General features: G+C 37.8%; 27 protein-coding genes. 16 read left to right on the top strand and 11 right to left on the bottom strand.

All coding sequences use genetic code 11. From position 1 onward, the window contains the following. The first annotated feature begins 137 nt into the window (after positions 1-137). Entirely contained in the window at positions 138-518 is a 381-nt protein-coding gene (gene panD, locus FTV17_RS00600; protein WP_035269276.1) for an aspartate 1-decarboxylase, read from the top strand. A 58-nt stretch (positions 519-576) separates the two neighbouring features. On the opposite strand, the gene FTV17_RS00595 is transcribed toward panD, so the two are convergent. After that, positions 577-1,083: a DUF1289 domain-containing protein gene (locus FTV17_RS00595; protein ID WP_179997744.1), complete on the bottom strand. Its 507-nt coding sequence runs from the start codon at positions 1,081-1,083 to the stop codon at positions 577-579. A gap of 91 nt (positions 1,084-1,174) precedes the next feature. Here FTV17_RS00595 and FTV17_RS00590 point away from each other — a divergent pair, with 91 nt between their 5' ends. The 3 genes from FTV17_RS00590 to FTV17_RS00580 all read left to right on the top strand — a co-directional run bounded on the left by FTV17_RS00590 (position 1,175) and on the right by FTV17_RS00580 (position 3,320). Next, positions 1,175-2,107: a rhodanese-related sulfurtransferase gene (locus FTV17_RS00590; protein WP_035270894.1), complete on the top strand. Its 933-nt coding sequence runs from the start codon at positions 1,175-1,177 to the stop codon at positions 2,105-2,107. 195 nt (positions 2,108-2,302) lie between these two features. Then, complete coding sequence (locus FTV17_RS00585; RefSeq protein ID WP_179997743.1) at positions 2,303-2,644, top strand: hypothetical protein; 342 nt, start codon at positions 2,303-2,305, stop codon at positions 2,642-2,644. A gap of 67 nt (positions 2,645-2,711) precedes the next feature. Continuing rightward, positions 2,712-3,320, top strand: a complete 609-nt coding sequence (locus FTV17_RS00580; protein WP_035270685.1) for a DedA family protein — start codon at positions 2,712-2,714, stop codon at positions 3,318-3,320. A 25-nt stretch (positions 3,321-3,345) separates the two neighbouring features. On the opposite strand, the gene FTV17_RS00575 is transcribed toward FTV17_RS00580, so the two are convergent. Together FTV17_RS00575 and FTV17_RS00570 are read right to left on the bottom strand one after the other, a co-directional pair. Continuing rightward, positions 3,346-3,870, bottom strand: coding sequence for a YecA family protein (locus FTV17_RS00575; protein ID WP_179997742.1), 525 nt, complete (start codon positions 3,868-3,870; stop codon positions 3,346-3,348). A 66-nt stretch (positions 3,871-3,936) separates the two neighbouring features. Beyond that, entirely contained in the window at positions 3,937-4,143 is a 207-nt protein-coding gene (locus FTV17_RS00570; RefSeq protein WP_092766845.1) for a PA3496 family putative envelope integrity protein, read from the bottom strand. 297 nt (positions 4,144-4,440) lie between these two features. Between FTV17_RS00570 and rpoD the strand changes: the two genes are divergently transcribed. From rpoD to FTV17_RS00535, 7 genes are all read left to right on the top strand, one after another. After that, on the top strand, positions 4,441-6,378 hold the full coding sequence (gene rpoD / locus FTV17_RS00565) for an RNA polymerase sigma factor RpoD (protein ID WP_373687165.1): 1,938 nt from the start codon (positions 4,441-4,443) through the stop codon (positions 6,376-6,378). Between the two features lie 127 nt (positions 6,379-6,505). Then, positions 6,506-6,793: a YbeD family protein gene (locus tag FTV17_RS00560; protein WP_179997950.1), complete on the top strand. Its 288-nt coding sequence runs from the start codon at positions 6,506-6,508 to the stop codon at positions 6,791-6,793. Positions 6,794-6,922: 129 nt separating this feature from the next. Continuing rightward, positions 6,923-7,579 carry a lipoyl(octanoyl) transferase LipB gene (gene lipB / locus FTV17_RS00555; RefSeq protein WP_179997740.1) on the top strand — a complete coding sequence of 219 codons (657 nt, stop codon included), beginning with the start codon at positions 6,923-6,925 and terminating at the stop codon, positions 7,577-7,579. Positions 7,580-7,656: 77 nt separating this feature from the next. Beyond that, positions 7,657-8,190, top strand: coding sequence for a hypothetical protein (locus tag FTV17_RS00550; protein ID WP_179997739.1), 534 nt, complete (start codon positions 7,657-7,659; stop codon positions 8,188-8,190). Between the two features lie 2 nt (positions 8,191-8,192). Continuing rightward, entirely contained in the window at positions 8,193-9,377 is a 1,185-nt protein-coding gene (locus FTV17_RS00545) for an iron-containing alcohol dehydrogenase (RefSeq protein ID WP_179997738.1), read from the top strand. Positions 9,378-9,643: 266 nt separating this feature from the next. Continuing rightward, positions 9,644-11,038 (top strand): APC family permease, encoded by a 1,395-nt coding sequence (locus tag FTV17_RS00540; RefSeq protein WP_035267885.1) that lies wholly within the window; start codon positions 9,644-9,646, stop codon positions 11,036-11,038. 308 nt (positions 11,039-11,346) lie between these two features. Next, positions 11,347-12,864 carry an outer membrane protein transport protein gene (locus FTV17_RS00535; RefSeq protein ID WP_179997737.1) on the top strand — a complete coding sequence of 506 codons (1,518 nt, stop codon included), beginning with the start codon at positions 11,347-11,349 and terminating at the stop codon, positions 12,862-12,864. Between the two features lie 36 nt (positions 12,865-12,900). Here the strand turns inward: FTV17_RS00535 and FTV17_RS00530 are convergent, their stop codons facing one another. From FTV17_RS00530 to cysG, 3 genes are all read right to left on the bottom strand, one after another. After that, positions 12,901-13,353: a hypothetical protein gene (locus FTV17_RS00530; protein WP_179997736.1), complete on the bottom strand. Its 453-nt coding sequence runs from the start codon at positions 13,351-13,353 to the stop codon at positions 12,901-12,903. A 353-nt stretch (positions 13,354-13,706) separates the two neighbouring features. Then, a complete protein-coding gene (locus FTV17_RS00525; RefSeq protein WP_179997735.1) occupies positions 13,707-14,186 on the bottom strand; it encodes a tRNA (cytidine(34)-2'-O)-methyltransferase in 480 nt (159 codons plus the stop codon). A 28-nt stretch (positions 14,187-14,214) separates the two neighbouring features. Continuing rightward, positions 14,215-15,600: a siroheme synthase CysG gene (gene cysG / locus FTV17_RS00520; protein ID WP_179997734.1), complete on the bottom strand. Its 1,386-nt coding sequence runs from the start codon at positions 15,598-15,600 to the stop codon at positions 14,215-14,217. Positions 15,601-15,799: 199 nt separating this feature from the next. Here cysG and FTV17_RS00515 point away from each other — a divergent pair, with 199 nt between their 5' ends. The 5 genes from FTV17_RS00515 (at position 15,800) to FTV17_RS00495 (ending at position 20,812) form a co-directional block, all read left to right on the top strand. Then, on the top strand, positions 15,800-17,050 hold the full coding sequence (locus FTV17_RS00515) for a dienelactone hydrolase family protein (protein WP_179997733.1): 1,251 nt from the start codon (positions 15,800-15,802) through the stop codon (positions 17,048-17,050). 45 nt (positions 17,051-17,095) lie between these two features. After that, complete coding sequence (locus tag FTV17_RS00510; RefSeq protein WP_179997732.1) at positions 17,096-17,617, top strand: flavin reductase family protein; 522 nt, start codon at positions 17,096-17,098, stop codon at positions 17,615-17,617. 30 nt (positions 17,618-17,647) lie between these two features. After that, a complete protein-coding gene (locus tag FTV17_RS00505; RefSeq protein ID WP_179997731.1) occupies positions 17,648-18,733 on the top strand; it encodes an LLM class flavin-dependent oxidoreductase in 1,086 nt (361 codons plus the stop codon). A 60-nt stretch (positions 18,734-18,793) separates the two neighbouring features. Continuing rightward, entirely contained in the window at positions 18,794-19,636 is an 843-nt protein-coding gene (locus FTV17_RS15445) for a hypothetical protein (RefSeq protein WP_257219853.1), read from the top strand. Positions 19,637-19,792: 156 nt separating this feature from the next. Further along, positions 19,793-20,812: an AraC family transcriptional regulator gene (locus tag FTV17_RS00495; RefSeq protein WP_179997730.1), complete on the top strand. Its 1,020-nt coding sequence runs from the start codon at positions 19,793-19,795 to the stop codon at positions 20,810-20,812. A gap of 66 nt (positions 20,813-20,878) precedes the next feature. Here FTV17_RS00495 and serS read toward each other — a convergent pair whose 3' ends face one another. From serS to rplU, 5 genes are all read right to left on the bottom strand, one after another. Beyond that, the gene (gene serS / locus FTV17_RS00490) at positions 20,879-22,150 is read right to left on the bottom strand and encodes a serine--tRNA ligase (RefSeq protein WP_179997729.1); all 1,272 of its coding nucleotides are present in this window, start codon (positions 22,148-22,150) and stop codon (positions 20,879-20,881) included. A gap of 112 nt (positions 22,151-22,262) precedes the next feature. Then, positions 22,263-23,048, bottom strand: a complete 786-nt coding sequence (locus FTV17_RS00485; protein ID WP_179997728.1) for an RsiV family protein — start codon at positions 23,046-23,048, stop codon at positions 22,263-22,265. A 112-nt stretch (positions 23,049-23,160) separates the two neighbouring features. After that, positions 23,161-23,859, bottom strand: coding sequence for an outer membrane lipoprotein chaperone LolA (gene lolA / locus FTV17_RS00480; protein WP_179997727.1), 699 nt, complete (start codon positions 23,857-23,859; stop codon positions 23,161-23,163). 217 nt (positions 23,860-24,076) lie between these two features. Next, a complete protein-coding gene (gene rpmA, locus FTV17_RS00475) occupies positions 24,077-24,334 on the bottom strand; it encodes a 50S ribosomal protein L27 (RefSeq protein WP_035267862.1) in 258 nt (85 codons plus the stop codon). 19 nt (positions 24,335-24,353) lie between these two features. Further along, entirely contained in the window at positions 24,354-24,665 is a 312-nt protein-coding gene (rplU, locus tag FTV17_RS00470) for a 50S ribosomal protein L21 (protein ID WP_035267860.1), read from the bottom strand. Positions 24,666-25,070: the final 405 nt, after the last annotated feature.

Genomic DNA, 25,070 nt, shown 5'->3' with positions numbered 1-25,070 from the left:
TAATTTTTGTTCAACAATTTTTCTTGCCACGATGAAAATTTGAGGGCAAAATGCGCTTTCAAATGCTTCACCCAAATTAAAAAACTGTTGTTTCTAGATAATAAAACAATCTTAGAACAACTCAGGAGACGCTTCCCATGCTATCTCGTTTATTAAAAGCTAAAATCCACCGTGCAGTTGTAACACAAGCTGAACTTCATTATGAAGGTTCATGTGCAATTGATGGTGTATTACTAGATTTAGCTGGTATTCGTGAATATGAAGAAATTCATATTTGGAATGTAACTAATGGTAAGCGTTTTACAACTTACGCAATCCGTGGTGAAGAAAACTCAGGCATTATTTCTGTAAATGGTGGTGCTGCACATCAAGCAGATTTAGGTGACATTATTATTATCGCGACTTTCGGTGATTTTACTGTTGCAGAAGCTGATGCACATAAACCACGTTTGGTTTATGCAAATCCAGATAACACTGTGAATCATACAGCAAATTGTATTCCAGTCCAAGTTGCTTAATGATTGACTAAAAAACTCGCTTACTTGAGCGAGTTTTTTATCACTAATTATCACAAACTTACTCTTCATCCACCAACTGCAAGCTCTGGCTAATCCCATCTGCTCTTAACCAAGCTAATTCATAACTGGCATTCGCCAAAGCTAGAACCCGACGTTCAAACTCAGTCCAGATCGATTTAACATGTGGAGCTGAAATACCTAAACCACTCTGCTCTGCTAAATGCTTGTTTTTTTCGCAAATTTTAAGCGCGTGATACAATTTTCTACCTTTTGAAGCATTCTCTAATACTCGAATTCTTTTTGATTCAATGAATTTTTCCACCTCAGAAAGTTGAGCATGAGGAAGCATTGGAACCAAAATTTGATCCAGTTGTTGATCTAAACGCTTCCAAATACTCAGTCGTTGTTCTTCATTATAAGTATTCCATTGAATCACTTCATGATTAAAACGTCGACAACCACGACATACCGCATCACCAAACACTGTTGAACAACGTCCCGCACATGGTGTTAATGAAGGGATTCGACGCGCTGTATTCAAAATATTTTCCTCATATAAAACCATAAATTTTCTATGGCTTTCTCGCATATTTTCAAAAATCGCGTTAGAATACGCGCCTGATTTTATCCCTATATTAATACATTTGGAGTACTCCATGAACGCTACTGTAGAACAGCTTGCACCTGTAGAACAGCAAGCGACCACTGGTTGGGTTGTTGCGGCACTTTATCAATTTAAAGAAGTTGAAGATTCTCTTGCACTTCAACAAAAATTACTTGAGTTGGTAAAAACCATCAACCTATGCGGTACTCTTATTGTTGCCCATGAAGGGATTAACGGAACAGTTGCAGGTGACCGCCATGCAATTGATGTCATTCATCAATTCCTTTTAAATGAAGGATTTAATGATATGGAATATAAAGAGTCACATAGTGACGAAAAACCATTCCGTAAAATGAAAATCAAACATAAAAAAGAAATCGTGACTTTAGGTGTTCCAGTGAAGCCACGCGACTTGGTTGGTCACTATCTAGACCCTAAAGAATGGAACGAACTTATTGCACGTGATGACGTGATCTTAGTCGATACAAGAAATGATTACGAATACAAAGCAGGCACATTCAAAGGGGCAATTGATCCGAAAACTGAAACGTTCCGCGAATTCCCTGAATATGTAAAAAACAATCTTGAACAGCATAAAGATAAAAAGATTGCCATGTTTTGTACAGGTGGAATTCGTTGTGAAAAATCAACTTCACTACTTCTTCAAGAAGGCTTTAAAGAGGTATATCACCTCAAAGGTGGTATTCTTAAATATTTAGAAGAAACCCCTCCTGAAGAAAGTTTATGGGAAGGTGAATGCTTTGTTTTTGATGGTCGTACTGCGGTTACACACGGAGTGGAAGAAGGTCAAAATGTGAAGTGCCATGCTTGTGGTTGGCCATTAACCCCTGAAGAAGTAGCATTACCAAGCTACGAACATGGCGTATCATGTGTTTATTGTATCGATAAAACAACAGAAAAGCAGAAAGAAGGTTTCCGTATGCGCCAGTCTCAGATTATTGCTGCAAAACGTAAACGCCTCTAAATAAAAAATATTTTATTTAACTTACAAAAGCGTTGTCTACATTACAGTGTAGATGACGCTTTTTACATTGAACAAACAAAATTTCAATTCTGATATATCACCATAACAAAGTTATTTTATAACAACACAAAACACATGAAGTCATTCAGATAAATTTAATACGAAGGAAATAAATTTAGCTCAAGGATGAAAGTCATGAATCGAGTGCCATTCAAATATCTTCCTGTTCAACGAAATTTTGCTCACCATAATCATTTAGATCGTGTATCAGCTGTACCGACACATTTAAAATTTATATATATCGATTCACTTAATTCTGATGTTAAATTGCATATACGTAACCAATCCCATTATTTTATCGTAACGTTAGGTGCTTGTATCGGCGCAATTATTGCTTTGGCAATCGGTTTTCAGATGAGAAACTCAATGAGTCTTATCTTCATCATTAGCATAGCTCCCTTTCTCTTCAGCTATATCCTACGAGAAGTCTATGTTCATACACTTATACAAATTCAACATCCTAAACTAATGCATTAACTTAATTTCACTGTATTTTTTCTTAAAAACATCTAGCATAGGTTTAACTTTAAAATACAAATCACTTATGAAAGATTGGATCATTTCAGTGATGGAGCAATTGGGCTATTTCGGCATTGCTCTATTAATGTTTCTCGATAATGTGTTTCCACCTATACCCTCAGAGATTATTATGCCTTCAGCTGGCTATACCGCTTCTCAGGGTCAATTACTTTTGATCGGTGTCATTATTTCAGGAAGTATAGGCTCGCTCTTAGCTGCCGCTACGCTGTATTGGTTAGGACGTAAGATCTCTGATCAAAAGCTCTATGCATTCGTTGATAAATATGGAAAGTATTTATTTATTAAAGTAGCTGATGTTGATAAATCATTAGAATGGTTTGAAAGATATGGACATCGAATCGTTTTTTTTGGACGTATGGTTCCAGCAGTACGATCTCTGATTAGCATACCTGCAGGCATGAGCAAAATGCCTTTTGCAAAGTTTATGTTTTATAGTGGTTTAGGCACGATTATATGGACCACCTTTTTAGCATATGTGGGTTATTATTTTGGAAATAATACTGAAATGATGCACAAAATATTTAGCCAAGTCAGCTATCTAATTATTGCTATTGTGATCAGCATAATCATTTGGATTGTGTACCGCAGACAAAAAAGAAAGCACTCAAAATAAAAAAGCACCTTACGGTGCTTTTTTATTAGTTCGGCGTGTGATACATCAAATACAATTCATTCAAGTTATCTGGAATTTCTTCTGCAAGCTCATCCATCAATTGACCGTTACGGCGGAAAGACTCCATTTGAGGATCTTCTTCGTCAACTCCACTAAACACCATGATTGGCAGAGTGAGATCAACCAATTGCTCTTCAAACTCAGGTGTGAACCATGCATCTTCATTTAAGAACATTGCATCGACAAAGCCTACACTCCAATCCCCAAGGCTTGACTCTACATCTGCTTCTTCAATTTCAAAAGGAAATTCAATACCTTCTTCATTGGCAAGTTTTTGACGTAAATCTTCTAACCAAAGTTTAATTTGAGCTACGATCTCTGCAGGCACTTTCTTTTGATTATTGTCAAATAACTCATCCAACCAACGATCAAATTGAGGACCTACAGCTGTCGCACACAAAAAACCATGAGTTGCAGCAAAATCTAGACCATGCTCATTTTGGTCGCCATCTAAGTAGTCACTTAACAAGTCTAAATCTAATGCACTCATTATATTTCCAAAGGTTGTATCTTAATTTCGTAGAATAACATTTTAGATCAGGATACCCAATCTAATTTAGTCTTCATCATCGTCGAAATCATCATCGTCAAAATCATATTCAAGATCTTTCAATTCACGATCTAAACGACGCTGTGCAAGTAAGTCATCAATCAAGCGACGCTTTTCTAATGATTCTTTGGCGCTAATTTTGCTCGTAGTTTCATCAAAACTAACATCATCATCACCGTAGTTATCATCTAGTTCAAAATCTGTAGAAGACACTAAAACTACCTCATGTGTGAAAAAATGAATGGGGCTAGGCGCTATTTATCTTTGTTCAGAATACTTGTCAAGTTTTATTTTATTCTTCGCTGATATTTATACAAATTTTAGTTTTTTTTGGACAAAAAAATATGTCATTATTTAATCAAGGATCAGAGCCTTATTGCTGGTTTAAAATAAAAAGCATGATGTGCTTGAAATGAACAATTTTGACCCAATATTGACTTAAATAGCTTAATTCATTGGTTTTCAAAACCAATTATACTGAGTTAATACGATACTAAAGATAAGTTAATTGTGCTAGAATGCACGGTTTTTCCCCGCCACAGATTCAACGAGAAGAGAGCAAAGATGAGCGATATGCATTCCCCTACTTCACAAGTAGCGGCTCTGATTAGCCGAGGCAAAGAACAAGGTTACTTAACCTACGCTGAGGTTAACGATCATCTCCCAGACTCGATCACTGAAAGCGAACAGATTGAAGATATCATTCAGATGCTTCAAGACGTCGGTATTCCTGTACACGAACGTGCGCCAGAATCTGACGATGCAATGTTTGATGGTAGCAGCGCAGAAACGACTGACGAAGTTGCTGAAGAAGAAGCAGCCGCAGTTTTAGCATCTGTAGAAAATGAGCCTGGTCGTACAACTGACCCTGTTCGTATGTATATGCGAGAAATGGGAACAGTTGAACTGTTGACTCGTGAAGGCGAAATTCAGATTGCAAAACGTATCGAAGAAGGTATTCGTGACGTTTTAAACTCAATTGCTTATTGGCCAAATGCGGTTGAAGTTGTATTACAAGAATATAAAGATTACGAAACTGGCGAGCGTCGTTTAGCCGATATCCTTTCAGGCTATTTAGATCCAGAGTCTGATGAAGAAATTCCAGAAGTTTTAGAAGAAGTTGATGCTGATCTTGAAGAAGAAACAGAGACTAAACCAACTAAAGATGTAAAACTTGATGACGATGATGAAGAAGAGTCTGAAAGTGATGATGATTCTGAGGGTGATTCAGGTCCAGACCCTGAAATCGCAAAAGTGCGTTTTGCAGAGTTAGAAACTGCGTGGAATGCGACTAAAGATGCGATCGCAAAACATGGTCGTAACAGTAAAGAAGGTAAAGCAGCTCTTGAGTCGCTCGCAACCGTCTTTATGATGTTTAAGTTCACACCACGTTTGTTTGACATCATTTCTGAAATGATTCGTGGCACGCATGAACAAATTCGTACAGCAGAACGTGAAGTAATGCGCTACGCAGTTCGTCGTGGTCGTATGGATCGTACTCAATTCCGTACAACGTTCCCTGGTCAAGAATCAAACCCAGCTTGGTTAGATGAGCAAATTGCTAAAGCCACTGCTGACCAAAAACCATACTTAGAGAAAGTACGCCCTGACGTTCTTGCTTTCCAACAAAAAATCGCTGATATCGAAAAAGATCTAGACCTTACTGTACGTGAAATTAAAGATATTTCTAAACGTATGGCGATTGGTGAAGCAAAAGCACGTCGTGCTAAAAAAGAAATGGTTGAGGCGAACTTACGTTTGGTAATCTCCATCGCGAAAAAATATACCAACCGTGGTTTACAGTTCCTCGATCTGATTCAGGAAGGTAACATTGGCTTGATGAAAGCCGTAGATAAGTTTGAATACCGTCGTGGTTATAAGTTCTCGACTTATGCAACTTGGTGGATTCGTCAGGCGATTACACGTTCAATTGCTGACCAAGCACGTACAATTCGTATCCCTGTCCATATGATTGAAACCATTAACAAGATCAACCGCGTATCTCGTCAATTGCTTCAAGAAATGGGACGTGAACCTACACCTGAAGAGTTAGGTGAACGCCTCGAAATGGACGAAGTCAAAGTTCGTAAAGTGCTTAAGATCGCTAAAGAACCGATTTCAATGGAAACACCGATCGGTGATGATGAAGACTCACATCTTGGTGACTTCATTGAAGATGGTAACATCACTTCACCAGTTGATGCTGCCACTTCTGAAGGCTTGAAAGAAGCAACACGTGAGGTACTTGAAAACCTGACTGAACGTGAAGCTAAAGTCTTGAAGATGCGTTTTGGTATTGATATGCCGACGGACCACACTTTGGAAGAAGTTGGTAAACAGTTTGATGTAACACGCGAACGTATTCGTCAGATCGAAGCAAAAGCGTTACGTAAATTACGTCATCCATCGCGTTCTGAACATTTACGCTCGTTCCTTGAGAATGACTAATCTATCCATAGGATAATACAGGCTTGAATATGGGGGACACTCCCCCATAATATAAAGCATGTAGCAAATAATTCTAAATACCTGCGCATAGCAGGTATTTTTACTAATGAGGTGTCCTATGACTGACATGATCGATCGCACTCCATCACGCGAATTACAAGAGCATCTTTGGGTGTTTCCGATGGACTATCCAATTAAATTGATTGGTCTTGCAGGTGAGGATTTACGCAAAGCAGTGAATGACATTTTTGTTAAACACTTCCCTGATTTTGATGGTAATGCAATGACAATTACACCATCGCGTACAGGCAAATATCATTCAATTACTGCGCAACTTCGTTTTGAAGAGCTTGAGCAAGTACATCAAGTATATGCAGACTTAGCAGCCTGCCCTTTAATTAGAACCGCACTTTAATAAAAAAACACGCTTCATGCGTGTTTTTTTATGTTTGTTAATTATTCATCAAGTACATGCCTAGGTCACACTTAATTCAACAATATTGTCTATAATAAAACTCATTTTTGAATGTGAGCCTTAACCTCCGTGGATGTCAAAACCAAACCTCAATTGATTATTCGTCACTATAACCAAACCACTTCTTATGAAGATCGCTTCCATGAAATGAAGCTGATGACAGAGCAGCGTGATGAACAAACAGCAGATGAATTTTGGATTTTGCAGCACGATTCTGTGCTTACCCAAGGACAAGCTGGCAAACCAGAACATATATTAGTGCCTAGCCATATTCCAGTTGTTCAAACTGATCGTGGTGGACAAGTCACTTGGCATGGTCCAGGTCAATTGGTTGCATATTTTATGTTTGATTTAAATCGATTAGGCTGGAATGTCCGTACTTTGGTCAGCTATGCAGAAAATGTCATGATCGATTTATTAAAAAAATACGGTATCGAAGCGTATGCTAAACCAGATGCACCTGGTGTTTATGTTGATGGTAGAAAAATTGGATCCCTCGGCTTTAAAATCAGAAAAGGTCGCAGCTATCATGGACTCTCACTTAATATAGATTGTGATTTGGAAGGCTTCCAAACCATCAATCCTTGTGGTTATGCAGGTCTTGAAATGGTCAGAATCTCTGACTTAATAAATCCCTACCCAAGTTTTGATACGCTAGTTCAAGACCTCATTGCCTATCTAGAAAAAAGTGACCTGTTCAGTCAAATTATCGTGAAAGATCATTAAAACTCCTTTACTTTGTCATTAGATAATTTTAGAGTATTTACTCTAAATTATAAAACTATGTGATAAGGGACAAGTGAGTGATTTCTATTAACTCTGTAAAGCCCGCGCTAGAACAAGCTTATGTCAAACTCATGCTTGACGTGATTGGCAGAGGCTTAGCGATGGCAAGTCAAGTCGATGAAGAAATAAAACAGGAAATTGCTAAATTTCCTGTCGGCTTCACGATTTCAATGGACGTTTTCAACAGTGATGCGGCTTTTATTGCACAAGTGAATCCACAACATCAACTTGTCTTAGTCGACCATGCATCAAAAAAACCAGATTTAACGATTACCTTTAAACATATGCATCATGCTTTTTTGGTATTTTCTTTCCAAGAAAGTACTGCACAAGCATTTGCAAATGACCGTATGATTGCTGATGGCGATTTAGGTCATGCAATACGTTTAGTGCGTTGTCTAAATAAAATGGAAGCCCTTATTCTTCCAAAATTAGTCGCTGAACTTGCAGTCAAAGAATATCCAGTCAATCTGTCATTAAAAGAAAAATTGACAGGTGCAGCAAATATTTATCTCAAAGTTGCTCAGTCATATATTAAAGGGAGTGCTTAAGCATGGCTAAACCATATTACGAATTTTTCTGTCCAGTGAAAGTGATTGCTGGTAATGCTGCGCTTGAACACATTCCATTTGAGCTAGATTCAATGGGTTCAAAAAAACCACTCATCATCACAGACAAAGGCGTACGTGCCAATGGTCTACTTGAACCAGTGGAAGCTGCTTTTGCAGCGACAGAAGTAAAAATTGGCTCAATTTTTGATGAAGTTCCACCGGACTCAAGTTTAGAAACAGTAAAAGCCGTGACTGAGATGTATCGTAACAATCAATGCGATGCCATCATTGCAATTGGTGGTGGTTCAGTCATCGACACAGCAAAAGCTGCCAATATTCTCGTCTCGGAAGGAGGCGAAGACCTGCTGAAATATTCAGGAGCTCACAACCTGCCTCGCCCATTAAAGCCTTTTTTTGTTATCCCAACAACATCAGGTACAGGCTCTGAAGTTACGATGGTGGCTGTGGTTTCAGATACAGCGAATAATCAAAAAATGGCATTCGCTTCGAAATATTTAATGCCTAGTGCTGCAATTTTAGATCCACGTATGACTTTAACACTACCTCCACACCTGACAGCAATGACAGGAATGGATGCAATGACACATGCTGTTGAGGCCTATACGTGTTTGGCAGCGAATCCTATCAGTGATGCTTACGCTACTGCTGCAATTAAAAAAATTAGTGAAAACTTGTTTAAAGTTTTGGAAAACCCAAAAGATGCTGATGCCCGTTTAGAACTTGCTCAAGCATCAACCATGGCTGGAATTGCATTCTCAAACGCAATGGTCGGTATTGTTCACTCTCTTGGACACGCTCTAGGTGCAGTTGCTCACTTACCACATGGTTTGTGCATGAACTTATTCCTCCCTTATGTGCTCGATTACAACAAGGATGTGAATGGCGATAAGATTGCTGACCTGTTACTACCGCTTGCAGGTACTGATATCTATGCACAGACACCAGCAAATCAACGTGCAGATAAAGCTATTGCGATTATCAACACAATGCGTGACCGCATCTATGATTTAACTAAACTGCCACGTACATTGCGTGAGACAGGCAAAGTTACGCAATCTCAATTAGATGAAGTTGCCGAAAAAGCGTTAAATGACGGATCTATCATTTTCAACCCTAAAGAAGCCACATTAAAAGATTTGAAATCTATCTTAGAAAAAGCTTGGTAAATTTCTCAAAATAAGTAAAGATACGCTTAAAACTAGCCTGATGTTTTTTTAGACATCAGGCTTTTCATTTGTTTGTTGTTTTAACTCATGAGTTCAACACCTTTGGCATAAATCCTGCTAAAAAACTCGCACAGACTACTGACAAACTGCATCAATTTGGTTTAGATTGGCGCACTTTTGAAAAAACATTAGGGGGGATCGTTCGTCTCAAACGATCCTTAATTGATTTGACTGATCCTTGATCAACGATTAAGAGGATAAAGCCGTTGACTAATATAACTGGGACTCAATCGGCAGCTAAACTGCAAAAAACGCTAGGACTCTGGCACATCATTATTATCGGTTTAGCTTATATTCAGCCAATGACGTTGTTTGATACTTTCGGTTTAGTATCAGAAGAAAGTAATTTCCACGTTCCTACATCATATATTTTTGCACTTGTTGCAATCTTACTGACTTCATTGAGTTATGGTCATATGATCCGTAGATATCCATCTTCAGGTTCAGCGTATACCTATGCTCAAAAATCTATCCACCCTAACGTTGGTTTTATGGTTGGCTGGTCATCATGGTTAGATTACCTGCTCTCACCCATGGTCAACATCATCCTTGCGGTGATTTATCTTGAGGCTTTATTCCCTGATGTCAATCATTGGGTCTGGGTCATTGTGCTAACAGCATTTATGACGGGTATTAACCTTCGTGGTGCGCGATTTGTTGCAAATTTCAACAGTTTAATCGTATTCGTACAATTAATTGTGATCGCTGTATTTACATGGATGGTCTATACCAAGCTCCAAATGGGATATAACGCGGATGGTCCAATCTCTGCTGAACAACGCTACCAACTTTGGAGTTTAGAACCATTTTGGAATGAGTTAACTTCAGTGGGTGCCTTGATCACAGGTGCGACATTACTCTGCTTCTCATTCACAGGATTTGACTCACTCAGTTCTCTCGCTGAAGAAACTAAAGATACTGAAAAAACGCTTCCAAAAGCGATTTTCTTAACTGCTTTAATTGCAGGGATTATCTTTATCGTCAGCACTTACTTCATGCAGATCTATTTCCCTAATAATCCGGGATCATACTTCCAGAATATTGCAGAAACTCAACCTGAAATTTTGTTGTTGGTTGGTGGATCTTTGTTCCAGTCTTATGTACTGGCATTTGCCATCATTACTGTTATGGCATCAGGTATTTCTGCGCATGCAGGTGTGTCACGCCTTATGTATGTTATGGGACGTGATGGCGTCATCAATAAGAAAATTTTTGGTCACATCAGCCCTAAAAACTTCACCCCATCATATAACATCATGATTGTAGGTGCAGTCGCATTAACCGCTGGTTTTATGGATTTAGACTTTGTCATTTCATTAATTAGCTTCGGTGCGTTAACAGCATTTAGCTTTGTGAACTTATCTGTTATCTCACGCTATGCATTACGCGATGGTCGTACTAAAACAGCGAAAGAAATTATTAATTTCGTTATCGTACCATTACTCGGCTTTATTGCAGTATTTGCATTGTGGCTAGAAGTCGATCAAGCATCGCTTAAGTATGGTTTGATTTGGGCTATTGGTGGTATTTTGTATTTAGGTTATAAAACCAAAGGCTTTAAATACCCAGCTCCACAACATGATGAGTTTAATGATCGTTAAAAATTTATTTTTAGGAAAGGCGCTTCGGCGCCTTTTTTTATTGTGCAAATTGACCAAAATGATCAAACATCAATCAAAATTTCTGATTTAAAAAAATAAAATCTACATCCTAATAGGCAGCTTTATTTCAAAATAATGAGAAAAACAACACACTTAAACCTATATATATGAAATTAAACAAAAAAAAGATTGGCAAAAAATTACATATTTGTCAGGATACTCATTGACCAAAAATTACACGATGTGTATAAAGAGCAAAATATTTGAGTAAAAGCTCTAATAATATTCATTACACAGGGAATGTAATAATGCGTTTGAATACACTGACTGGGGCGATTTTGGTCGCAATGTTTCCAACCGCTGGCGCTTATGCTGCAGCTATGGATCGTTCAGGCCAATCGATGAATGGCTTTTTACAGCCAGGAAACTATGTAGATTTTAGTTATTCAATTTTGGATGCTGATCTTTCAGGAACAATGAGAACTGAACCTTCGGGCCCTGCTTCTGCAGGATTAAGAGACCCGAATGGTTGGAATATGCCTACAGCAGATGATATTAATGCAGGTGGGGAAATTGCGGGCACAAATTTAAGTGATATTGCTGACACGTTCGGATTTGCAAATATTAATTTAAAATTTCAAGTAACTGACAATATTTCATTAGGTTTAATTTATGACCAACCTTTCGGAGCAAAAGCCTCTTATTCAAATTTTGATAAAAAACATTCCAGAGTCAACAGCTCAGGACGATTGCCATTAGGTGACCTTGAATCTGCGACAAAATATGGTGCATTTCACAGTGAGTATGGTAGTACAAAGGCTGAAGTTTCGACAAATAGTTTATCTCTAGTTGTAGGCTTCCAACCTAATGAACACCTTAATTTTTATGCAGGCCCAGTTTATCAAACAGTAAAAGGTGATCTTAGTTTACAAGGAACTGCTTACAGTCTGTTAGGTGGTTATTTATGTAATTCACAGACTAGTGGTGTAGCACTGTGTAGTACTTTTAAGGAAAAAGGTACAGGTTCAAGAGACCTTCTTGGTCGTGATACAAGAAAAGATTATCAAGGCTATAAAGCAAGTATGCCTGAAGAAGGTGCTTTTGGTTGGCTAGCGGGTGCTGCATTTCAAATTCCTGAAATTGCATTAAGAGCTTCATTAACCTACAGATCAAAAATTTCTTATTCAGTTCAAGCTGAAGAAAGTATGCCTGAAGTGATTACAGATACATTACCTATTGTACATCCTGGGTGGCATATTGTAGATAAAATTGGGGCACTTGGTACCGACTACCAATATACAGAAGGTAAAACCTCAGCAGCAACTCCACAATCAGTTAACCTTGATTTCCAATCAGGTATTATGGCTGATACATTAGCTTATATCAATTTACGTTGGGTAGATTGGTCTGAGTTCAAAATCCGTCCATACAAATTTGGAGTTTTAACTTCTTCTATTACGGAGGGACAAGGTAAAGGACCTCGTGGTTTCGACTTAATCGCTTATGAAAAAGATCAAATATCTGCAACATTCGGTATCGCAAGAAAATTAAATGAAAAACTCGCATTGACCATTATCGGAGGATGGGACTCTGGTGCAGGTGAATATGTTTCTACCTTAGGTCCATCTGAAGGTTTTTGGAGTGCAGGATTAGGTGGTCAGTACAGCTTTAATAAAAATACATTCATTCAAGCGGGTGCGCGATATTTTTGGTTAGGTGACGCAAAAGCTCAATCTGCTAGTTGGTTCGGAACCGATCGCTATGATGCAGATTTTAAAGACAATACAGCTATTGGATATAGCTTTAAAATTGGTTACCGTTTCTAGAGTTTTAAAAGCACGGATTTTTCATCCGTGCTTTTTTTAAATTAATCGACAACTAAAACCTAATTTAGTATCAATTTGATTATCTTTGAATCCTAAATACTCAATAAACCTATTTCGATCATCCACAATTTTCTGTTCATCTATAGACATACGATGGCGATTTTTTTGCGCTAAAGAATATGTTTCATCTACAGAAGCTTGATATATATGACATAATTCAAGCTGTTTCTTACTTTTTAACACCAAATTTTTTCCTGTCCGCTCGAAATCATTTCGTTTTAACGCCGCACTCCAATTTTCCAAATTTTTGAACATTTTTGCTTTCATCTGAGCTAATGCTTGATCGATTTCCTGTTGAGTCAATGGATTAATATTATTTAAATCCGCTTGTTCTTTATTTTCATTTTGTGCTATCACTTTAGAGGTCGTCATTCCTGCACATATGATTACTATGATTCCATAGCTGTATTTTTTAATGTTTTTTATCATACATCTCCCCCAATTTAAAAAAATAAGATTTTCTTCAACTCATTAGACAGTGAACAATGAAATTCGTCTATTTTAAAGTGTAACTTCATAGCGTTTCTATCCATTCATTTTTTATTTTTATCATTAAATTACTGATTATTCTTTACATTTAATATCCTATGTATAAAAAATTTTCCTTTAAGCTGTACTGAATCATTGATGCACACAATCCCTTTGGAATCACCTAATTCGCAGAAACCCTATAATTTAAAAAAAATTGTTCTTCAAGCAGAATCACAAGGAAGAGATTTTATCGATGATTTTTTTAACTTGGACTAGCGTAAAAAAGGTCACCTTTCGATGACCTTACTGACTTAAGTTAAATCTTTAAATCCTTGTTGTCGCCATGCTTCATAAACAATCACTGCCGTAGCATTAGATAAATTTAAGCTTCTAGAATTTGGCGCCATGGGCAAACGAATCCAATGTTGCTTTGGGAACATCATACGGACATGTTCAGGTAGTCCGCGCGTTTCAGGCCCCATGAGTAAAGCAACTGGCCTATTCAGATTCGAGGTATGTGGTGTTTCGGTACCTTTGGTCGTTAAAGGATAAATCGAATCTTGATCCACACCTTGACTCTCTAGATTTTCCAGACATGCTTCAATATTATCCCATATCTGCATGCGAGCCCATTCATGGTAATCTAATCCAGCACGCTTTAACTTCTTATCATCCAGCTCAAAACCTAGCGGTTTGACCAAATGTAATTGTGCTCCTGTATTTGCACATAAACGGATAATGTTTCCTGTATTTGCAGGAATTTCTGGTTCGTATAAAACAACATGAATCACAATAATTTCTCAACTTTATAGCAGACTTTTACAGTTCGTCTTGCCATTTCAACTGTTCTCTTAATTTCACCACCTCACCAATAATGGTCAAAGTTGGCGCCTGAATTTGATTTTCTAACACTTTCGAAGCGATATCTGCCAAAGTCCCCACAACAACTTTTTGTTCTGGTGTCGTACCTTTAGAAATTAAAGCAACAGGCATGTCTGCTCGTTGACCATGTTGAATAAGCTTTTCACAGATTTTTTCTAATCCAACAAGCCCCATGTACAGTACCAATGTTTGGTGTTCATACACGAGTTCATTCCACGGAAGTTCAGGAGAACCTTCCTTCAAATGTCCAGTCAAGAAGCGAACACTTTGTGCGTAATCACGATGAGTTAAAGGGATACCCGCATAGGCTGAACACCCTGATGCTGCGGTAATTCCGGGAACGACCTGAAATGAAATTCCTGCCTCATAGAGTTCTTGAATTTCCTCACCGCCTCGCCCAAAAATAAAAGGATCTCCTCCTTTTAAACGGCAGACACGTTTGCCTTCATTCGCATATTTCACGAGTAAAGCATTAATACCTTCTTGTGGAACAGCATGATTTGACCTTGCTTTACCCACATAGATTTTTTCAGCATCCCGGCGGCATAACTCCATAATAGCACCAGAAACTAAACGGTCATAAATCACAACATCTGCTTGTTGCATCAACCTTAAAGCTTTGAGTGTGAGAAGCTCGGGATCACCTGGACCTGCCCCAACTAAATAAACTTCACCTTTGGGTTTGTTCCATTCTATTAAAGACTGATGAATAATTTTTTCTGCTTCAGCCAGATTATTATTAAATACACGCTCTTTGAAAGGTCCAGCATACAGCTCTTCCCAAAAGATACGGCGTTCATCAGGATTTTCAATTTTTTGTTTTACACGTTGTCGCCATTCACCAGAGATTTTAGCTAATGTTCCGATTCCATGCGGGATAACAGTCTCAAGTTGAGTTCTAATCTGTCTGGACAATACTGGGGATGTCCCATTACTCGCAATTGAAATAACAAGTGGAGAGCGATCAACAATTGCAGGGACCATAAATCGGCAATGTGGTGGATCATCAACACTATTCACCAATACATTTAAGTTTTCACATTCTTCAAAAACTTGTTGATTCACTAAAGGCTGATCTGTGGCAGCAATCACTAAACGGTAATCGTTTAATTTTAAATCGTGATCTTCAAAATGAGCTTGAATGTATTGACCAGAGCTTTTCTCGACAATCTCTAAAAGTTGCGCCTCAATCTCAGGTGAAATAACCGAAATTTTTGCTCCTGATTTTTGCAGTAACAGTGCTTTGCGATATGCAATATGCCCTCCACCGACAATCAAGCAAGGTTGCTGCTGCAATTTTAATGAAATTGGAAAAATATCCACTGAATCGATCCTCATATGCCCACTATATTTTAGCACCTTCTCCACGACTCAAGCTGCTTAAAAGTAAGCAAGTGGTAGCTTTTTTAACAGATGCATATCGATGAAGGGACCTAAAACGGATAAAACTTGAACTCTATTTGGATAGTCAAAAATCCTGCTGATGCCGATGATAAGTTCAACAGTAAAGGAGATTATCGAGATGGCTGGTTCATATATTGATGTACATTCATCAGCAGGTTCGTTTAAAGCATATCTTTCAGTACCTGAAGCAGGTAAAGGTCCTGGTCTTGTGTTATGTCAGGAAATTTTCGGTGTTAATGAAGTTATGCGTCAAAAGGCAGACTTTTTGGCTGAAGAAGGTTATACCGTTATTGTTCCTGATTTATTTTGGCGTATTCAACCTAATGTAGAACTCGGTTATACCGAAGAAGACTTTCAAAAAGCATATGACTTATATACTCAATTTAATCAAGATCTGGGTATTGAAGATATCAAATCTACAATTGAAAAACTCAAATCCCTTGAAACAGTTGATCAAGATGCAGGTACTGGATTGGTCGGATACTGCCTAGGCGGTAAATTGGCATATCTCGCAGCTTGCCGCATTCCAGATTTAAATTGTTCTGTTTCTTACTATGGTGTAGGAATCGAGCAAAACCTAGAAGAAGCAGTCAACATTCAATCCAAACTGGTACTTCATTTTGCTGAACAAGATCAGTTCTGTGATTCTAACACTCGTGATCAAATCCTACTTGCTCTGCAAAACAGCTCAAAAGTTGAAACATATATTTATCCAGATGTCGATCATGCCTTTGCTCGCCCACAGAGTATGCATTATCACAAGCCTAGTGCACTCATGGCACATGAAAGAACCATTACAGCTTTACGCAAAGCAATAGGACCAAATTACGACCTCGCTGCGCTATGGGAAGAGCATGTTCGATTTGAATTTGACACTCGAAATGTTCCAGACACGATGGCAACAATGGTGGCAGAGCCTTATGTCAATCACATTCCAACATTGACAGGTGGCGTCGGCTACAAACAATTAGCTCGCTTCTATCAATACCATTTTGTTCATAACAATCCAAAAAATATGAAACTGACGCCTATTTCACGAACTGTAGGTGCAACTCAAGTCGTTGATGAATTCATTATGAGTTTTACTCATGATGAGGAAATTGATTGGTTAATTCCTGGAATTAAACCGACGGGAAAATATGTAGAGATTCCAATGCTCGGCATTATCAAGTTCCGTGGACCGAAACTATGTCATGAGCATATCTATTGGGATCAGGCAAGTTTACTGGTGCAAATTGGCGTATTAGATCCAACTGGACTACCTGTTGCAGGTGTTGAAACTGCCAAGAAACTTTTAGATGAAACTTTACCCTCAAATGAACTGATGCCAACTTGGCCATCCAGTGAAAATAAACCGATTGGCGAATAAAGGAACTCATTCTGACAAGCAGAATTAAGATGAAGGATTATGATCATGTTAAATGAAATGACACCTGTAATACAGTTGGAGCAACGCTCGTTACGCCAACTCTTAGGTCAGTATGCAACTGGGATTACAGTAGTAACTGCATTAGATTCAAATCATAAAAAAATTGGGATGACAGCGAACTCATTTACTTCTGTATCGCTTGATCCACCTTTAATTTTATGGAACATCGCAAAATCTGCGACACATTTCGAAGATTTCAAACAGGCAGAATATTTTGCCATCAATATCTTGAGTGAAGATCAGTATCAAGAGTCTAAGCATTTCTCAAAATCTTCTGATGACAAATTCGAAGGCTTAGATGACGTTGATGAGTATATGGGCATCCCCATTCTAAATAAATCCTTAACCACTTTTGTTTGTCGTCAGTATGAGCTTCATGAAGCTGGGGATCACTACATTATTGTGGGACAAATTGAAGCCTGCCGTAATCAGCTTGGAAATCCATTGGTGTTCCATAACGGGCAATATAAACAAGCAAATCTTCATCAAGCATTTGCTGGTGTATAGCGAATTCACGAAATTTAAGGATTTTTTAAAATGAATCAACATCACTTTTTCAATGATAATCGCTTTCTACTCGGCTCATTTGCTTCTAACTGCTCAGGTGGAATGACCATTTCAACTCTTGAAGATCGATGGAGTGCGAGCTGGGAAAAGAATCTCGAACTTGGAAAAATGCTAGATGAAGCTGGTATCGACTTCATGTTACCGATTGCTCGCTTTACAGGCTATGGCGGTGAAACAGACTTTCAGGGAACAATTTTAGAGACCATGACCTGGGCAGCCGCATTATTGGCTTTAACCAAAGACATTACAGTTTTTGCGACAATTCAGACCGTCCCCAATCATCCAGTTGTAGTTGCCAAGCAGATTGCAACGCTATCTGAGATTAGTCAAGGTCGTATTGGACTCAACATCGTTGCAGGCTGGAATAAACCTGAATATGAAGCACTCGGTCTACATTTACCTGATGATCACGAAACTCGTTATGGTTATGCACAAGACTGGTATGACCTGATTAAAAAAGTATGGACCAGTGAAGAAAAATTTGATTTTGAAAGTAAGTTTTTCAAAACCAAAGGAACTTATGGAAAACCAAAACCACTTGTACATCCGCCTATCTTCAATGCTGCTGGTTCAAAAAATGGACGTGAATTTGCCGTTAATAATGCGGACTTTCTTTTTACACCAGCTTCAGATTTGGGCAGAAGCAAGATTGAAATTGATGAGCTTAAACAAGCAGGTCGCGACGTAAACCGAGAAGTCAATGTAATGACCTTTTCCCATGTCATTTGCAGACCTACACAAGAGGAAGCCAAAGCAGAATGGGATCGTCAATTAAACAATGCTGATACTGTTGCCGTTGACAATCTGATGAGCTTAATGTTTGCACATGCTCAAAGTTTCCCAAAAGAAGTTCAACAATCCATTCGTGATGCAATGAGTGTAGGCCATGGTGGCTTTCCATTAGTCGGTACACCTGAACAAGTCGCGCAAGGTATTTTAGATTTACATGAAGCTGGTTTTAGAGGAACGACTCTTTCATTCCTCGATTATAGCCGCGAATTTCCGTATTTCCGTGATCATGTTTTACCAATTTTGGAAAAGCATAATATTCGTTAATCCACCACTTAAGCCGACAGTTTCACTGTCGGCTTATTTATTTTAAGAGGGAATTTAGCTGTGAATTATATTTTAAAGGGGTTATTCACTGGATCAATCTGCTTTGCATTAGGCACTGCAGTTCAAGCGGCAAATTGGAGTGATACTTCACTGGCTGTCAGTTATGGTCAAGATTTCTCAGAACCATTTAAAGACGGTGATTTTGACAAATATATTTTTAGTCTTGTACACCTAAGCGGCTATAAATATGGCACCAATTTTTTTCAACTCAATATGCATCAATCCTCAGCTGAACCAAATGCAAACAAAGCTTCTGGTCGAGGAGCTCAAGAGGCATATGCAATTTATCGTCATACTTTAGATATCCCAAGTATCACGCAACACAAATTGAATGATTCTAGTTGGTTCAAGACATATGGTTTTACAGTAGGTTTTGACTGGAATACAAAGAATGATGATTATGGTTCAAATCGACAAATGTATGTTGCTGGTCCAAGTGTTACATTAAATACACCAGGCTATCTTAATCTCAGTTTGCTAGGCTATTACGAGAGCAATGATGCTAATGTACTGAGTAAAAAATATACCTATGATCCTTACTTAGCACTTCAAGTGCTTTGGGATTTTCCTATTATGCAATCGAATTGGAATTATCAAGGCATAGGTGTTTGGATGAGCACCAAAGGGAAAGATCCTTTTGGTGAGCCTACCGCCAGCGAAATCTTTGTAGACATGTCTTTAATGTATTCTTTACTTAAAGATAAATCTGCCAATCAACCAAAATTGAAAGCTGGGATTGCTTATCAATACTGGAAAAATAAATATGGTAATGATGCATCTGGTGTTGCTGGTTCAGGAGCGACCGCGAGTAGCCCTATGTTACGTGTTGCTTACCACTTTTAAATAACATATCAAATTAATCTAATTTAGTACCAAAAGAGTATTTTTATATTCAGCTATTTTAGATTAATTTATTTATTTGAGATAAAACAAAAAAAGCAAAATCATGGATTGATTTTTGCATAAGTAATGATAAGCAAGCTAAGGATAGAGGTATTTATGTATAGCCAGCAACATAGGTCTATTTCTACGATTCAATCACATACGCAGAATATTCATGATGCCAACCATTGTCTTGATTTAATCATTGGCCCACATGATTTAGTCGATTTTAATCAATATGAACCATTGGATTTTAGTTTTCATGGATCACAAATCGGTCGTATGATTATTGGGGATTTAACATATGGTAAAGATGTAATTTTCAAAACGCATACGCATGAAAATATGAACCACTTTTGTATAACGCGCCCTAAAAATGGGCGACCATTATTTAAAAAAGATGGTCAAACTTTTTACGCCTGTTATGATCAAGCATCCATTGTTTCACCTGAAGATAAATTTGAACTAATTATTGACAAAGACTGTGTGCAAACTTTCATTTCTTTTTCAAAGAATTTTGTTGAAAAAATACTTTCAGATTTAATCTCTCAACCAGTTACCGAAGCTTTGGTATTTCAAAATGTGATGGATCAAAACAACCCAAAAATTAAAGCATGGTGGGATTTAATTGACAGTATTAAAAATTTCACAAACAATTTTACCAATACTTCATTTTTTCAAGAAATGCGCTCAGATTTTGAATATATTATCGTGAAGTCATTATTATTATCTCAACCCAATAACTATAGTGATTTAATTTATAAAAATACTTTAGATTATCCTGACTTCTTTACTCGCTTGTTAGAATTCATACAAAAAAATATACATCAAAAAATTGAAATTTCAGATTTAGAATATGCATCTGGATTAAGCAAAAAAAAGCTGAATACAATTTTCAAAAAATATTTAAAATGCAGTCCAAATGCTTATATACGCCATTACCGACTTAAATGTATTTATAATGAAATTTCACAGTCTACGCATAAAATTAATATTACTGAAATTGCTTATAAATGGGGTGTTACACATTTAGGTCGTTTTTCACTTGAGTATAAAGATGCATTTGGGGAAAAACCGAGTGAGACCTTAAAAAAAATTATTGAAAGGCAAACAGGCAGTGCTCAACTCATTCATTAAAACAGTTTCATTAAAACACGCAAAAAAAAGCTAACTCAATTGAGTTAGCTTTTTTGTGTTTATCGATTAATCGATAAAACTTTGTCCACCCATATAAGGACGTAAGACTTCAGGAATCTCAATCGAACCATCTTCACGTTGATAGTTTTCCATCACCGCGAGCAAAGTACGACCAACTGCTAAACCTGAACCATTCAAAGTATGAACAAACTCTGTTTTCTTTTGATCAGCACGGTAACGAGCTTTCATACGACGAGCCTGGAAATCCCCCATGTTTGAACACGATGAAATTTCACGATAGGTATTTTGGCTTGGTACCCAAACTTCTAAGTCATAAGTCTTCGTTGCACCAAAGCCCATATCACCACCGCATAAGATGATTTTACGATATGGCAATCCAAGCGCCTGTAAAATACCCTCAGCATGCCCAGTTAACTCTTCCAATGCTTGCATAGAGTCTTCAGGTTTAACAATTTGAACCATTTCTACTTTGTCAAATTGGTGCTGACGAATCAAACCGCGTGTATCACGCCCATAAGAACCAGCTTCACTACGGAAACAAGGTGTATGAGCAGCATATTTCAACGGTAGACGCTCAGGATCAATAATCTCATCACGCACAAAGTTGGTCACAGGCACTTCAGCAGTTGGGATCAAGTAATATTCTTTGTCACCTTGAAGCTTGAACAAATCTTCTTCAAATTTAGGCAACTGACCAGTTCCACGTAATGAATCAGCATTCACTAAATACGGTACATAAGCTTCTGTATAGCCATTTTTCAATGTATGTGTATCTAACATGAACTGCGTTAGTGCACGTTGTAAACGTGCAAGCGGACCCTTGAGCACACTGAAACGAGTACCTGTTAACTTAGTCGCTGTTTCGAACTCGAGTCCACCCATCCACTCACCAAGATCAGTGTGATCTTTAATTTCAAAGTTGAATTCACGAGGCGTACCCCATTTTAAAATTTCAACGTTGTCATTCTCATCTTTGCCCTCTGGCACCGACTCATGAGGTAGGTTTGGAATAGAAAGTGATTTTGCTTCAATTTCAGCTTGTAGTTCTGTTAATGCAAGCTCAGCAGCTTTAATTTCATCTCCGATCGCGCTCATACGAGCCATGATTTCAGAGGCATCACCACCTGCTTTTTTGATTTGACCAACTTGTTTAGCACCCGAATTACGTTCTGCTTGTAAAGCTTCAGTCTTAGACTGAATTTCTTTACGACGAGCCTCTAAAGATGCCCATTCTTCTACGTTGAGTTGCACGCCACGTTTAGCTAAGGCTAAATTTACAGCCTCTATATTATTTCTAAGTAATTTCGGGTCGATCATGGTTAATCTTTTCAGGGAAAAAAACTGCCTATAGTGTAAGCGCTTCGTTGAAAAAAATACAGTCGAAGCGCTGACAGCTGAAGCTTATTGAATCAAATTAAAATAGAGTCAATTACTCAGCAGTGAGTTTGGGTAGATTTGGAAGATATTCTGACTGTATCAAACCATTCACACTCATATAAGGTAAAGTGAGTTCAGACATTCCTTCAGCATAGGACGCGAGCTCATACAGCGGATAAACAAAGACGATACCATCAACTCCGTAATAGAAATTGTCACTTAATTCGAGTTTATCTTGTTCAATATTGTGATCTGTAAGCCACATACTATTAGCACTATAAAGTGTTTCTAATAGCTTTTTATTTTGACCTTTCACAATTAAATCTTGTAGTGCTATTCTTTTTTTAGTTTTTAAATCGAAATGAACATATTCTTTATGGTACATCCCATGTGCTGCACCAGCAGGATATACATAGCTCAGATATTCAAAACTCGCAATATTCTGATGTTGACTTAAATAACGTACCACAGTCTGACTTTGACTCAACTTCAGCGGATCAACAGTTTTAGTCTCTGAGCTCTTAGTAGCCGATTGAAATGGGATAGGGTCTGCTTTTTCTATCCGATTTTTAAAATACGTATTAATCCACGGATGATTAGTTTCAACCGTTTGGAATGAATATTCTGTACACCCTGCCTCATCGCATACTTGCTTCTGTTTAGGCTTTAATTCGACGTTCATCGATTCGATATACCAAGATTCTGATTGTTTTGCTTGCGCAGCAGTCTCATTGCTTTTTTTAGTTTCTGCATCAGATTTAGGCTGACAAGCGCCTAACATGATCATTGATGCACAAATAACACTCAATTTTCCAAACCGATTCATGTGTTTTAGCATATAGCCTCCAATAAAAATGAGTGTTTAACACAGAGACTATAAATTCTAGCTGACATGAATTCAGTTGAAATTTGTAGTTAAAAAAAGCAGCGATAAACGCTGCTTTTATATATTATTGGTCAATAATGTCTGTGCCTTTAGGCGGTGTAAAGTTAAATGTTGAATCGTGAATACCTGCATTCACTTTCACATTACTAAATTTAACGTGTGTAGTTTGTCCTAATGAATCTTCTAAAATCATTAAGCTTGGCGCTTTATTTGCACCGAAACTAATGGTCAGACTCTGAAAGGCACCATCTTTCTGCTTAGGATATAACGTGTAATAAGTTTTAGCTTTATTTGGCTGTGTTACACGATATGACTGCATAATTTGGTTGGTATTACCAGACAATAATAATGCTGGTGTATTGGCAACTTGCTCATCCATATTTTGACGAATTGCCTGCTGTAGATCTGGGTCATAGATCCAAATCATCTTTCCAGAAGTCACAATTGTTTGTTTTGCTGGTGCTGTAGTTTCCCAATAGAACTTACCTGGACGAGCAACTTTCATCACCCCAGTAAAAGTCTGATTCATATGTTGAGCACTCAAACCTTGTTTTTGTGGTGCTTTACTAGATTTAGTGGCTTTCGTTGTTTGTTCAAAATTCGCCGTTAAACTTTTTATTCCGTTTAATTGACGAACCAAGTTTGCGGTCGCTTGTTGCTCCGAAGCAGCCACTGGCGCTGCGAAAACTTGAGTGCTTGCGACTGGTGCCATCATTGCAGCACTCATTGTAATTGCACCAATCGTTTTACGAAGCATTGTCATGATCCCACCTTTTGTTATTGATCATCATTTGATATGGAGTCATCTTAAACCAAATTTGATCGCTAATAATTGAGAAAATAAGAACTTTTGTATTGTTATTTAGCTAAATTGTTGAAAATACTTCATCATGATGAAGATTCACTTCAGTTCAAAAACTTTCTTTCAGATATAAAAAAACCCACTCAAGAGTGGGTTTTTTGGTTATGCCTGATAAAACTTATACAGTTTCAACAGATACATAACGACGGCCAAATTGACCTTTAACTTCGAATTTGATCACGCCATCAGCGGTAGCAAATAAAGTATGGTCACGACCCATACCAACGTTAGCACCAGCGTGGAACTCTGTACCACGTTGACGAACGATAATGTTACCAGCAGTCACAGCTTGACCACCGAACATTTTAACACCTAACATTTTAGGATTTGAGTCACGACCGTTACGTGTCGAACCACCTGCTTTTTTAGTTGCCATGTCTATTTACTCCTCGTAATTAGCCTGAAATAGCTGTAATTTTCAACTCAGTGAACCATTGACGGTGACCTTGTTGTTTACGATAGTGTTTACGACGACGCATTTTGATGATGCGGATTTTGTCGTGACGACCATGGCTAACTACTTCAGCAGTTACTTTAGCACCAGCAACAACTGGAGCACCAATTTGAATGCTATCACCGTTCACTAACATTAATACGTCATCAAACGTAATAGTAGAACCAGTTTCAGCTTTCAATAATTCAACTTTAAGGGTTTCACCCTCAACAACACGGTGTTGTTTACCACCGCTTTGGATTACTGCGTACATAATGTACTCCAACAGGCCCGTGTCGTCGTGCCGATAAAGGAATATATCGATCTTAAAACGAACGCCACTGGGGGTTATTCAAGGGCAAGGATTTTAAGTGATAATGAAATAAACAACAAGGTCTTTTGTCTAAAAGTTAACTTTCATCCCGAAATATCTATTTCTTACATGAAAATAACAATTTGCTGATTGATTAAACTATATTTATTCACAAAATGAACTACTTCGAATATCAAATGACATATCAAGTTTTATTGGTATTATGAAGATTAAATCACAAACATGAATAGAAACTGAACAACATTAAGAAAATCATGCATATTCATGTGGCAAAGCGACCAAAACTTTCACTTAAATTGTTACACTAGCTGAGTAACATCTACTGTTTGTATAAGGACTTCATTG

The sequence above is a fragment of the Acinetobacter sp. YH12239 genome, from assembly GCF_013417635.1.
Classification (GTDB): Bacteria; Pseudomonadota; Gammaproteobacteria; order Pseudomonadales; family Moraxellaceae; genus Acinetobacter.
The sequence above is the reverse complement of the archived record's forward strand: the minus strand, read 5'-3'. Positions and strand labels throughout refer to the sequence as shown.

Coding starts and splice junctions, on each gene's coding strand:
- panD (WP_035269276.1), top strand. CDS start 138: ATGCTATCTCGTTTATTAAAAGCTAAAATCCACCGTGCAGTTGTAACA.
- FTV17_RS00595 (WP_179997744.1), bottom strand. CDS start 1,083: ATGGTTTTATATGAGGAAAATATTTTGAATACAGCGCGTCGAATCCCT.
- FTV17_RS00590 (WP_035270894.1), top strand. CDS start 1,175: ATGAACGCTACTGTAGAACAGCTTGCACCTGTAGAACAGCAAGCGACC.
- FTV17_RS00585 (WP_179997743.1), top strand. CDS start 2,303: ATGAATCGAGTGCCATTCAAATATCTTCCTGTTCAACGAAATTTTGCT.
- FTV17_RS00580 (WP_035270685.1), top strand. CDS start 2,712: ATGAAAGATTGGATCATTTCAGTGATGGAGCAATTGGGCTATTTCGGC.
- FTV17_RS00575 (WP_179997742.1), bottom strand. CDS start 3,870: ATGAGTGCATTAGATTTAGACTTGTTAAGTGACTACTTAGATGGCGAC.
- FTV17_RS00560 (WP_179997950.1), top strand. CDS start 6,506: ATGATCGATCGCACTCCATCACGCGAATTACAAGAGCATCTTTGGGTG.
- FTV17_RS00545 (WP_179997738.1), top strand. CDS start 8,193: ATGGCTAAACCATATTACGAATTTTTCTGTCCAGTGAAAGTGATTGCT.
- FTV17_RS00535 (WP_179997737.1), top strand. CDS start 11,347: ATGCGTTTGAATACACTGACTGGGGCGATTTTGGTCGCAATGTTTCCA.
- FTV17_RS00530 (WP_179997736.1), bottom strand. CDS start 13,353: ATGATAAAAAACATTAAAAAATACAGCTATGGAATCATAGTAATCATA.
- FTV17_RS00515 (WP_179997733.1), top strand. CDS start 15,800: ATGGCTGGTTCATATATTGATGTACATTCATCAGCAGGTTCGTTTAAA.
- FTV17_RS00510 (WP_179997732.1), top strand. CDS start 17,096: ATGTTAAATGAAATGACACCTGTAATACAGTTGGAGCAACGCTCGTTA.
- FTV17_RS00505 (WP_179997731.1), top strand. CDS start 17,648: ATGAATCAACATCACTTTTTCAATGATAATCGCTTTCTACTCGGCTCA.
- FTV17_RS00495 (WP_179997730.1), top strand. CDS start 19,793: ATGTATAGCCAGCAACATAGGTCTATTTCTACGATTCAATCACATACG.
- serS (WP_179997729.1), bottom strand. CDS start 22,150: ATGATCGACCCGAAATTACTTAGAAATAATATAGAGGCTGTAAATTTA.
- FTV17_RS00485 (WP_179997728.1), bottom strand. CDS start 23,048: ATGCTAAAACACATGAATCGGTTTGGAAAATTGAGTGTTATTTGTGCA.
- lolA (WP_179997727.1), bottom strand. CDS start 23,859: ATGACAATGCTTCGTAAAACGATTGGTGCAATTACAATGAGTGCTGCA.
- rpmA (WP_035267862.1), bottom strand. CDS start 24,334: ATGGCAACTAAAAAAGCAGGTGGTTCGACACGTAACGGTCGTGACTCA.
- rplU (WP_035267860.1), bottom strand. CDS start 24,665: ATGTACGCAGTAATCCAAAGCGGTGGTAAACAACACCGTGTTGTTGAG.